This window comes from Edaphocola flava (assembly GCF_004118155.1).
GTDB classification, from domain to species: Bacteria; Bacteroidota; Bacteroidia; order Chitinophagales; family Chitinophagaceae; genus Edaphocola; species Edaphocola flava.
This window is the reverse complement of sequence record NZ_SAIQ01000004.1, coordinates 190,870-202,968: the sequence shown is the minus strand read 5'-3', so window position 1 is coordinate 202,968 and position 12,099 is coordinate 190,870. Positions and strand designations below refer to the sequence as shown.

The window sequence follows — 12,099 nt, the reverse complement described above, 5'->3', positions numbered from 1 at the left end:
ATATTCAGACATTAATATTGGTACAACATCGTGTACAGATCAAATCCGGGAGCCCAGTAGTCTTTTACTATTTCCGACAGCCTGAATCCGTTCTTTTCATAAAAGGGATAAACCAGCTGCGAGGTTCTGACCATAATTGTATTTACCTGTTCATCAGGTCTTAATACATCCAGGCGATGCTGCAGTAAACGGGAACCTACGCCCTTGCCCTGCCATTCGGGATGAATAATATCCCAGCTGATACGGGCCTGTTGCTCTTCCGGAAAATAATTGATGCCCCCGCAACCGATAAGGGTATCTGCTTCGTTCAGTGCAACAAAATACTGTTCTATTTCATGATCAAGGTAATGATCCAGATCTGCTACCTCTTCCGGGGCAAAATACGCTGGTATATTTAACCGGATCATATGCATAATACCTGCTTTATCTTCCGGTGTATACTTTCTTATGTTAAAGTCGTGCATGCATCAAAGATACTAAAAGTAGCCAGTGCTGCTGCACGGTTACCGGATCAGGGTAATGGTACCTCTGTAGGTTTCGATAACTCCGTCACTGTATTTAATACGGATACCATAGCCATACACACCTACGGGTTGCTCCTGGTTACGGTAGCGTCCGTCCCAGCCTTCTTCCGGATCAACGGTATTGAACATAACCGTTCCCCAACGATTAAATATCTTAAACTCAATTACTTGTGCACCTTTTACATTGATCAGTTTGAATACATCATTCTTACCGTCTCCATTAGGCGTAAAAGCATTAGGGATCAGTATATTTCTCTGGGTTACTATTTCTGTTTGTTTGTTTATTTCTTTTTGTTCCTGTGCAAACATTTCTGTTCCTGCACAAAGTACCGTTATTAGCAGGAGTACCATTCTACGCATAGCTCACAATTTATTACATTCTACCTTAAAAGACGTATAAAAGCTAAAAAGCGTTTGACAAAAAAGGCGTAAACCCTGTAGATTTACGCCTTTTTACAATTTATTAATATATCAAGCTCTTATTTAGCTATTCCAGCCTTCTCAGCACGCAGTGGCGGAGCGGCCTGCAGGTTGCCTTGTCTCAGTTGTGACATACGGTCCGGCTGTACTTTCTGCGCTTTTAATCTTTGCATTGTAGCCTTTTGCTCTGATGTCAGTACCGCATCCAGCTGTGTATTAAACTTTGCAGTCTGTTCTTTGGTACGCATCTGTTGTTTCTGGCTTTCCAGCATAATCTGGTATACCTTTTGTTTCTGATCGGCGCTCAACTGCAGCTCACTGGACATGCGATCTGTCATTTGCTGTGTACGGGCAGCACTGTTCTGCTGTGCCTGTGCTCTTGTAGTACGTTGCTTTTGCTGCGTATTCTGTGCAATCAGGGTACCAGTAATCAGGGTACAAACTATTCCGGTCAGTATGAGGATTTTTTTCATCTTTCTTGCGTTTTATAATACATAGATGCTCATTTGCCGCCAAGGTTTAATGCCGCCGCAGAATTATTTATCCTGCTGCCAGCCCTGTGCTACCAGGTCATGGGTATTTCCTTTACGGGTAATCATTTTCTTCCCTTCAGCAGCTTCGGTAATATAGCCCACTACGCTGATCTTTTCCGTAAAGCGGATTTTTTCATACGCTTCCTGGTTTACCGTAAAGAGTAACTCATAATCGTCGCCACCACTCAGTGCACAGGCAGTCGGATCTATTTCAAACTTATAAGCTACTTCTCTCATCTCATCATGAAACGGGATCTTATCTTCATATATCACGCAACCGACATTACTTTGTTTGCAGATGTGGAACAATTCAGAGCTGAGCCCGTCTGTAATATCCATCATTGCCGTTGGAGTAATCTCCTGTGTGGCCAGCCACTCAACAATATCTACCCTTGCCTCTGGTCTCAGCGTTCTGCCGATTACATACTTACGGTTCTCCAGATCGGGTTGCACACCAGGGTGCTCCAGAAATATTTTCTTTTCGCGCTCCAGCAGTTGCAATCCCAGGTAAGCAGCACCCAGATCACCGGTTACACAGATAAGGTCTCCCTTCTGTGCGCCCGAACGGGTAATAAACTTGTCCGGTGTTACTTCACCAACTGCAGTTACACTGATTATCAGCCCTTTGCCTGCACTGGTAGTATCGCCACCGATCAGGTCTATATTATATACCTCACAAGCGGCGTAAATGCCATTATATAAATCATCCAAGGCCTCTATAGAAAAGCGGTTGGATATAGCAATGCTTACGGTTATATGTGTAGGTGTAGCATTCATGCCGCAGATATCGGAAATGGCTGCTACTACAGATTTGTAGCCCAGGTGTTTTAATGGGGTGTACATCAGGTCAAAGTGTACACCTTCTACCAGCAGTTCGGTAGAAATGAGGGTTTGTTTACCAAACTGATCTATTACCGCAGCATCATCGCCCACGCTCAGTATAGTACTGGCCTGGCGGGTTTCATTATTGCGTGTCAGGTGCTCAATGAGGCCAAATTCGCCCAAGGATCCTATTTCGGTACGCTCTTCGTTCATATCCCTACTCTTTTCTTTAATTACTTGATAATAAAATATTTGCATAGGCTACCACACCTTCTTCACGGCCTACAAAGCCCAATTTTTCGGTGGTAGTTGCTTTAATGGAAATATCAGCCACATCGATACCGGTAGCGCCGGAAATGGCTGCTTTCATCTTATCCAGATGTGGTGCAATCTTTGGCTTTTCCAGGCATACAGTAGCATCAATGTTCACTACACTATAGCCTTTCTCCTTGATCAGATCATGGCTACGTTGTAATAATATCTTGCTGTCTATACCTTTATACGACATATCTGTATCCGGAAAATGTTTACCGATATCGCCCAGGTTCAGGGCGCCCAGCATTGCATCACAGATGGCATGCAACAGTACATCGGCATCGGAATGCCCTACAGGGCCTTTGGTATGCTCGATCTGAATGCCACCAAGGGTGAAAGGTAAGCCATCCTCTAATCTGTGAAAATCCACTCCGTTTCCAATTCTGAATTTCATAAAATAATCTGGTATTTTGAGGTATATAATCCGTTTCCGGGTGCCCGATCAGGGGCCGTTTACATTGCCGCAAACTTAAGCCTTTTGGCGAACATAATCTAATACAATAGAGAAAGCCGGCGCAATTTGCGCCGGCTTTCAGGATCATCCAGATCTATTAAGATTCTGAACTTTCTTTATCTTTCATGAACTTGTCGTTGAAATTGAACAACAAAGTAAATCTTAATGTATTGCTTAACGGGTTACGTGCAATACCGCTTCCTGATGGAACCAGGTATGATACATCGATACCGAACATGCTGTAACGAACGCCGAGGCCCAGTGCAAAGAATTGTCTGTTACCCAGTTTAGGTGCTTCGTAGAAGTAACCAGCTCTTAAAGCGAACTGATCCTGATACCAGTATTCACCACCGATACCTACAGTTGTACCATACATACCCGGAGCTCTCTGGAAAGAGTTCAGGATACCGGAAACTACACTGTATTCATCTCTCGGAGCTACATAAGAAGTATCACCGTTATTGTCGATTACTCTTTTTGCAGCCGGAACCAGTAATTTAGTCAGGTCTACAGAAGCAGTGATCTTATTGTATTTATCAATCTTGTAGGTATAAGCAGCACCTATTGCCAGTTGTGCCGGCAAATAGTCTCTTACCGCCTGTGTATAGGTTACACGACCACCTACATTGCGCAGTACGGCACCGAAATTGAACGTTCCGCCGGTCTCTTCGGTAATCATTGTGGTTTTGGTGTAAAACATACCTAAATCTGCCGCAAAAGTGCTGGCAGGAGCATAACCACCGCCATTGGCATTACTACCCGGTGCAATATTGGAATTGATATAACGCAGACTTGCCCCTACAGACAGGTTTTCAGACAGTTTTCTGGAGTAACCTAAGTCGAAAGCCAGCTCGTATGGTTTACCAATACCCATATCGATATTGTTAGGGTCTCTGTAGTTGATCTCACCCAGGTTGAAATAACGTAAAGATCCGCTGATAGCCTGGTCTTTTTTCTCCCCGAATTTATAAAAACCGGAAGCATAAATGAGGGCTACATCAGGAACGATATCTTTCAACCACGGAGAGTAAGTAAGGCCAATACCGCCATTATCTTCGCTCATAGCGATTTTACTAACATTATAATGTTGAGAGTTGGCATCCGGAGACAGCGCTACACCTACATCACCCATGGCACCTGAACGAGCATCAGGAGCGATGGTCAGGAAAGGTACGGCATAGGAAATAGGACCTACTTCACTATATTGCTGTGCCTGCGCATTGTTGATACAAGCTGCACTTAATAATGCAACGCCTGAAAGAATCAGCTTTTTTGTCATTTATTTATCTTTTTATTTTTAAGTATCCGCGCAAATATAGAACATTTGCGTTTATTTTCTCAATCTGTATATACCCTTAAACGCAGAATTCGCTGCTTAAAGTATTATTAAGCAGCGAATCTTTCAATTATTTCTCACAATATTTATTGCCTGGTCAGGATCAGCTTCTGGTGGGCCGATTCAGCACCTTTGGCTGTCTTCATATGCACCTGGTAGAAATAGATTCCATTGGCCAGTTTACTGCCTGCTGAAGTACTGCCATCCCACTGCCAGGTAGTAAAACTTCCTGTAGGCCGTATCTGCTGTGTTTTGGTATAGATTTCCATGCCGGCACTGTTGAAGATGCGCAGACTCAGCTCCATATCCGTATTAGGCTGGTTGTGCTGGATCACTATATTGGTCTGATCACTGAACGGATTAGGATAATTGTACACGTCAAATGCTACTGTATCTGAACCTCTGACTTCGAAATTAACCGTACCTTCTCCAGAATTATTATATACATCCCATGCTCTAACCGTAATGGTGTGTTTACCTACGGGTATTTTATTCAGCTGGAAATACACTTTACCACGGGTATAATCATTCAATTCTGGTGTGTATAAGGCATTCAGGATAAACGGTGATTCATAATCGCCATCCAGTACTGCTATCAGGTCGTGCCCTACTGAAGAACCGGATACATTAATCCCGTTATCATCTTCCAGCTCAACGTACAGCAGCGGATTGGCACTTACGATATCTCCGTCTCTGAATTTATTATTATCGATATATGGCCTTACCACAGGTCCCTGGTTATCAGCATCAGCAAAAGCGCTGAAGCCTCCCAGCACAAAACTGGTATCTGTTCCGGCAGCATCTTCGTCCGTACTATAAGCATAGTAACTGATCTTACACTTGCCGAAATCGTAGTTGATATCTTTCGGGATGATCGCATCAATTGTGAATACGCCATTCACCACCTGAGCACTTCCTTTAAACAGGATATTGTTCTGCGACTTGTATGTTTTCTGCTGTGCAGAAGCCAGTAATGCCGGATTGGTGGCGGTTACGATTTTCATTTTATCAAAAACCGTAATAAAAACCTGGCCGTTGAAGCCGGTTTTTACATTCCCGTTTGCATCTGCGATATTACCATAGATTTTATACTTGCCCAATGCATTTAAGCTATCGGCAGGTACAAAAGTACCTGTATTGGTTTTGACCAGTATGCTGTCTGTCTGTACCACATTTTCCGGAAGGGCCGGTTTGATCGCCGGATCGCCCAGTAAAGCGAATTTCCGGGAGTTGTCCTGCACAGAGGCTCCTGCACGGTTTTTACCCTCACGGAATGCCTCTCCGAAGGTAAGGTAACGACCATTGGCATCTTTCTCGAACTGAGCGGACAGGTAACCGATATTCATACGATTGTTCTGACCCTCATATACTTCTTGTGTGGTGGTAATGGCGGCAATAGCCCCACCATTGCTTTTCGTAATCAGGTAAGCACCGGAAGACGGCTCTTCGGGATTATCGAAGCGGCCATAGTCACAGGTACCGGTCACCATAATTGGTAACTTTGAATCATTGTTCCACTGCTCTATATCTCCTTTGTACAGGATCTCTTCCAGGGCCCAGCGTTGCGGGCTGCCATGGCCGATATAGTTCATGAGGAAAGTACCGTTAATGATCTGATTATTAATATCTCTGGTAACGGTCGGAAATTTGGTACCGCTTGGTGTGGCTATACGCGGAGCAGCATCTGTATACAGTTTGCTCTGGTTCATGCCAAAATCTGCCCCGGCAATAGCATCGCTGATCGATTCTGAGCTGGTCAGGAAATAGAAACCCGGCTCATAATCATCGGTCACCAGGGTGAGGTTATTTTTCCACTCACCAAAAGCCTGTGAGCTGGTATATCTTTTGATCTTTTGCACCACAGCCTGTGCTTCTGCCAGAGTAGCTGCCGGAATACGGCCCAGCCCTATGTCAATATAATCACCCTGGTTACCATTGCTGTTTACATCTTCACCATCATCCAGTAAAGTATAATATTCGTCTGTTGCAAAGGCAAGGGTTTTGTTCTGACTGTTCAGGGTCTGGTAGGTTGGGACCAGATTGGTATTGTTACTGATCCGGTCTTTATAATCAAAAGAGGCCATACCGAATAGCAGTACGTTTTTGATCAGATCAGAACCCGTACCTCTGTCGTAGAACATGCGGATAAAGTTGCGTAAGCCCGCGATATCCTGTCCGCCCGAAGAGAACTCATTGTATATTTTATCAATCGTAACGACTTCAACCCTTGTATTGTACTTGGTGCGGTGCATTTGCGCCAGTTCTTCTGCCGCAGGCTTCAGTGTATTATTGGTAATAATCAGGTAGTCGACCTGTGCCATTGCATGCAGATCCTGGTTTTCTACCGTGCCTATTTTCTCCGGAGCGAGGTAAGTGCTGCCATCAAAAGCGATATACTCTTTCAGCGCACCACCATTATCCGAAAAAGAGAAGGTACTCCCGGAAAGACTACCACTTACTGTTTTAGGGGCCAGCATATCACTCACATCCCATACCCTTGATGCACTGTTCATATTACCCAGGTTATAGGCAACAGCATCACTGATATAGCGTTGTGCTATAGCGCGGAAATTCATTTGCCCGTTCTGCAGCGACAAAGGTCTTTTGTAATTTACCCGGATATAATCCAGGTACGCCCTGTTAGACTGAGAAGAGGAGAAATTAACCCTGAAATTCAGGCTGGGCTGATTGGTGGTGAATACACCGCTACGGCTATCAGTAGAGAATGCCACGCTGGCAGAGCCAGAAGGAAGAAAATTAATAGAGGTCAGCGCAGTACTGCCGTTGAACAGAGATACCATTCCTGAACCCACATCGACCTTGCCCGCAGCACGGAAAGTATAGCGTACTGTATCGGATACAGAACCCAGGTTTATAGATACATACTGGTTCAGACTGGATGAATTATTACTGTTCATCATGTTGCTGTACCATTCTTTACCCATCTGGGCAATGTTTACAGAGTCTTTTTCATAAACACGGTAATCATTAAAAGTATTGAAGGTCTCCACTACCGGTGCACCTGGTGCACCCAGTGCCTGAATGCGTTTGCCTGGTCCCAGGTCTACGTTCAGGAAATAGTAGCTCTTATTTTCATAGTAGTTCTGTGTATGTACAAATTGCTGATCGACAACACTGAATTGCCATGACTGCGGTCCATTGGCATAGAACAATACATAATCGTTCGGGCCGAAGGTGCTGCCACTGCTGTGTACTTCAATTGCATTTTCTACCAGATCGTCCGGAGCGCCATCTGTTACGGCTTCCGGAATAACGGTACCACCATTGCCATACAAGCGGATATTATTGGGATTAACTGTAGCCGGATTGATGCCCAGGCTTTGCAGGAAAGCATAATCAATCTTAAACACGCCTCTTTGACTCGCCGCAATCTTATACCAGTTACCAGTAGCCAGTACAGAGTGTCCGGCATAGGTCCTGCCCAGTACCTGCGGAGCGGTCTCTTCATCAATTACCACATCAAAACCTGTAATTTTATAAATCACCTGGTTTTCGCGGTAAAACATGGGCATATTGATGGTGGCCATGGCCTGTTTACGCTCTTTACCAAAAAAGATACGCGGAACCGGCTTGCCATTGGCAATCTCTATGCCAGAAGGCACATCCATCTGCAATGCTACGGCCTGGATATTCTTGATTTCAATAACCGGGGTGTCATACGCATTATTTAAGGGAAAACGGTTAACGTATATACCCTGATCGTTAATCTCGTAAGATTTGAACTGTTGTACCGGAATCGTACGCTTTACTCCGGCCATTGCAGCGCTTGAACAAATCAGGGATACGGCAACCAAAAGTTGAGGTATTTTCATGATCTCGCGTTTATATATACTGCTATAACGAATGTTACAGAGATAAAATTTTACAATAAATGATAATCTTCAAAAATACTAAATATAAAGCTAAAAAAATGTCAACGAACCGCTTAAAAGCAAAAGGCGAGCGAAATCGCTCACCTTTTATATCTTCAGATAATTATCTTCAGTATAGTACTATAAATCCTTCATTTTATAATTAGAAGGGATAGAGAATTGAATATCAAGTGCTCCGTCCAGGTCATATTTACTAAAATCCATTTCCAGCAAAGTTGTTTTGTTTTTAGCCAGGTCTTCAATATTAATGACACGGCTTTTAGCAAATGCCTGTCCGTTTACCGCTACATAATCACTGTACTTAACCGTACATTTGAACTTTTTCTTTTCTGATGTAATTAATTGTTCTGTAAGTGTTTGCGTATTCTTATCGTAAGTAAGCGTCTGAACAAATCCATCTTTTTCCGTAACGATCTTTACCTCACTACCGTTTTGTTTAATCTCCTTGATTTTCAGGTCCTGCATTACCGGATTACCAATCAACAGGTTCTCCAGCATCGGAAACTCGATCGGTGCATTCAATTTTTTAAGTCCTTCTTCGAAAGACATGTCATAAACACTACGACCCAGGCGCTCAATGGCCTGCATTCTTTCCGGAGTGATCTGTGCACGGGCAATCTCCTGGATACCCAGCGCAATTACCGAAAGCCATACTTTCTTGCCCTTCTCCATTTTGATATTAGCCGCAAAGTTCTGATCCTTATCGTTGCCTACATAATGCATCTGTGCCTTACCGGAAAAGGTATTGTATACAAAGCCATGCTCATATAATTTACCCAGATCCTCTTTTTTTACTTCAGGCACAACCACAACCGGCTCATCATTCTTGGGCACTTTCTTAGTGGTCTTACAGGAACTGTTCCACACCATTGAGGAGATCAGTATACCGGTAAGTGTCGCATATTTTAACAGGTTTCTACTCATACAATTTTTTGTCTTTTATTTTCTTCTTCAACAAAGCCGATCCCTGCCCTGCCTCATCAATAGCTTTCCAGATCTTGAGGGCATTATCTACATGCCCAAGTTGGAATTCTATATCTGCATAATGCTCCAGCACTACAGCTGTAACATCATTACCGGCGTTGGTTATGGCTTTTTCAATATAAACCTTTGCCTCCTCATAGCGTTTCATTTTGTACAAAATCCAGCCATAGGTATCCAGGTAATTGGGCTCATCGTATTGCTGTTCCAGTGTTTTTTTGGATAAATTCAGCGCATACTCAAGCCGCTCTCCTCTTTCTGACAGATAATATGCATAATTGTTTAATGCCATAATATTATCCGGGGCCTTTTTTAACAAATCTTCAAATACAGAGTCCGATTTCTGATACTGTTTCAGCTCATTATAATACTCTGCAATGCTATTGTAAAATATAATCTCTCTTTCTGTAGCTTTTTGCTTTTGTGACAGATCCAGTCCTTTAAAGGCATATTTCAGCGCCGTGTCTATTTTATCCTTTGCACGGTAGATGAACATTTTATTCATTGGTATGTCTATAGAATCCGGGAAACCGACTTCCATTCTATCAAGAAATTTCAATGTAGCATCCTGATCATTAGTATAATACAGGTAATAACTCAATACGGGGGTCCATAAAGCATAATTATGCGGACGATCCTTGATCAATGCTTCGGACTGCTGTAATCCCAAGTCTCCTTTGCGGCTGAAGAGGTTCAGCGAAGCCAGTAATCGTTTAGCAGTGAAGTTGTTGGGCTTCTGTACCGTAATCTTCTCCGTAAGTTCTGCCATAAAGGTCAGTACCGCAGTATCTTTAGGATTATTGCTGATATAAGAGCCGATCTGGGAAAGAATGGACAGGTCTTTTTCCTGGTTCTTCTCTGCAGCATCGATATATTCGTTCAGCGATTCAGTAACCATTTCCATATTACGCTTTTTCAGGTAATACCCAAACGTGTAGGAGGTGATATCATCATTATATGGAAAGCGATCCTGCAACAGTTTTATCGTAGCCAGTGATTGCTCTGTATTCCCCTGGATTTCATAAATTTCATTCAGTTGAATCAGGTACTCCGGGCTTAAAGGATAAGCATCTGCCAATTGCTGCGTTACTTTAATTGCATTAGGCAAGTCCTTGCTTGTCATATAGATACTCTGTTTTTCCATCAGAATATCTTCATCATCCGGCGGCCTGGTCAGTTGCAACGTATCCAGGACTTTCAGTGCAGCGGCATAGTTTTTACTGCGGCTATACATTTTAGCGGCAGCTATATAATACTGCGCACGATCTGCCGGATTTTTGGCGGCGAGGTCGCTGAATATCTGTGCCGATTTATCATAAGACTCATCAAAAGCCAGGATATTGGCGTAGAAAGCCTGTATCCATTTATTGTCCGGTGCCAGGCTTGCAGCCTTTCCGGCATCGGTCAGGGTAGGTTTCAGAAAATTGGCTCTGCCCTTCAGGCTGGCCAGGTAGTAATATGCAGCTGCATTGGTACTGTCCAGCTTATTATAATAATTCAGTGTTACAAAGGCCGTGTCAAATTTGCCTTGTACATAGTTACGAATGGCATTAAAATACACCCTATCATTGTCTTGCAAGGTATAGCCGTCAATTACCTTTCCTTTAGTTTCCTGAAGGTTCAGAATAGTAGCTCTAGCCTCCAGGTCACTGGTCCTGGAGTGTCTCGCAATAACAGAGGATGTTTGCTTCGTTGTTTTACAGGAAGACAATATCAGCAAACATCCGATGATAGTCGTTATATCCCACAAGGAGGAGCTGTTTTTTATCATAGTAAGACAGAATAATCTCCCAGGCTCAATTCCTTCGGAGATTCTTTATATTGAATATGCTTACCCAGCATAGAGTTGGTCAGATTTACCTGGTGCAGGTAAGTTCCTTCCTGGATGATGCTGTTGCTTACAACCGATTGCTCGATCGTTGTATTCCGCTCAACCGATACATGCGGTCCGATAACAGAATTTTTCAGGACTACTCCCTCACCAATAAAGCATGGAGCAATAATCACTGTATTTTCAATAGTTGCTGTTTCAGAGATCAGGTGTTCTTTTTCTTTTTTGATCTCCAGTATACGCTGATTGGTATATACGGTAGCATTTTTATTACCGCAGTCCAGCCACTCTTCTACTTCATCACAATAGAACTTCACATTCTTTTGCTTCATATGCTCCATCGCATCAGTCAGCTGGTATTCTCCTTTTGTAGCAATATTATTATCCAGCAGGTATTGCAGCTCACTCTTCAGGTTTTCACCATCTTTGAAATAGTAAACGCCGATAATAGCCAGATCAGATACAAATATTTCCGGTTTTTCTACAAATTCCAGTATACGGCCATCCTCATCCAGTTTCACAACACCGAACGCAGAAGGATCTGCTACTCTTTGTGTCCAGATAATAGCATCTTTATTAGTATCGATGGTAAAGGTTGCTTTAAACAGTGTATCTGCAAAGGCGATAAATACATTGCCCTGCAGGAATTCTTTGGCACACAGGATCGCATGAGCAGTACCCAATGCTTCTTCCTGGTAACAGATATGTCCCTGAGCCCCCAGATCAGCAGCCACTTTCAGCAACATCGCTTCTGTGGTCTTACCAAATGAAGGGCCTATAATAAATGCAATATGTTCAACTTTTGTATTAGCAGTACTAACAATATCTTCCACTAATCTCTGTACAACAGGTTTGCCGGCTACAGGTAATAATGGTTTGGCAGTAGTCAGTGTATGGGGGCGCATTCTTTTGCCCATACCAGCCATAGGTATAATGATGTTCATCGGAGGTAAATATAATGGATTAATTTGAGCAAATATAGGTGTTTCA

Annotated in this window: 10 protein-coding genes; all 10 read right to left on the bottom strand. The window is 43.2% G+C overall.

Features of this window, described 5'->3' with window-relative positions; all coding sequences use genetic code 11:
• Positions 1-11: 11 nt before the first annotated feature.
• The 10 genes from EMP01_RS13075 to EMP01_RS13030 all read right to left on the bottom strand — a co-directional run bounded on the left by EMP01_RS13075 (position 12) and on the right by EMP01_RS13030 (position 12,053).
• Positions 12-464, bottom strand: a complete 453-nt coding sequence (locus EMP01_RS13075; RefSeq protein ID WP_129021998.1) for a GNAT family N-acetyltransferase — start codon at positions 462-464, stop codon at positions 12-14.
• 39 nt (positions 465-503) lie between these two features.
• Complete coding sequence (locus tag EMP01_RS13070) at positions 504-884, bottom strand: gliding motility-associated C-terminal domain-containing protein (RefSeq protein ID WP_129021997.1); 381 nt, start codon at positions 882-884, stop codon at positions 504-506.
• 119 nt (positions 885-1,003) lie between these two features.
• Complete coding sequence (locus EMP01_RS13065; RefSeq protein WP_129021996.1) at positions 1,004-1,417, bottom strand: hypothetical protein; 414 nt, start codon at positions 1,415-1,417, stop codon at positions 1,004-1,006.
• Between the two features lie 63 nt (positions 1,418-1,480).
• A complete protein-coding gene (gene thiL / locus EMP01_RS13060) occupies positions 1,481-2,512 on the bottom strand; it encodes a thiamine-phosphate kinase (RefSeq protein WP_129021995.1) in 1,032 nt (343 codons plus the stop codon).
• 16 nt (positions 2,513-2,528) lie between these two features.
• A complete protein-coding gene (gene ispF / locus EMP01_RS13055) occupies positions 2,529-3,008 on the bottom strand; it encodes a 2-C-methyl-D-erythritol 2,4-cyclodiphosphate synthase (RefSeq protein ID WP_129021994.1) in 480 nt (159 codons plus the stop codon).
• A gap of 157 nt (positions 3,009-3,165) precedes the next feature.
• Positions 3,166-4,347 carry a type IX secretion system outer membrane channel protein PorV gene (gene porV, locus EMP01_RS13050; RefSeq protein ID WP_129021993.1) on the bottom strand — a complete coding sequence of 394 codons (1,182 nt, stop codon included), beginning with the start codon at positions 4,345-4,347 and terminating at the stop codon, positions 3,166-3,168.
• Between the two features lie 143 nt (positions 4,348-4,490).
• On the bottom strand, positions 4,491-8,237 hold the full coding sequence (gene porU, locus EMP01_RS13045) for a type IX secretion system sortase PorU (RefSeq protein ID WP_129021992.1): 3,747 nt from the start codon (positions 8,235-8,237) through the stop codon (positions 4,491-4,493).
• Positions 8,238-8,417: 180 nt separating this feature from the next.
• Entirely contained in the window at positions 8,418-9,221 is an 804-nt protein-coding gene (locus EMP01_RS13040; protein WP_129021991.1) for a DUF4292 domain-containing protein, read from the bottom strand.
• Positions 9,214-11,049 carry a tetratricopeptide repeat protein gene (locus EMP01_RS13035; RefSeq protein ID WP_129021990.1) on the bottom strand — a complete coding sequence of 612 codons (1,836 nt, stop codon included), beginning with the start codon at positions 11,047-11,049 and terminating at the stop codon, positions 9,214-9,216. The genes EMP01_RS13040 and EMP01_RS13035 overlap by 8 nt, the downstream gene beginning before the upstream one ends.
• Positions 11,046-12,053 carry a sugar phosphate nucleotidyltransferase gene (locus EMP01_RS13030; protein ID WP_129021989.1) on the bottom strand — a complete coding sequence of 336 codons (1,008 nt, stop codon included), beginning with the start codon at positions 12,051-12,053 and terminating at the stop codon, positions 11,046-11,048. Before EMP01_RS13030 ends, EMP01_RS13035 begins: the two co-directional genes overlap by 4 nt.
• Between the last annotated feature and the right edge of the window lie 46 nt (positions 12,054-12,099).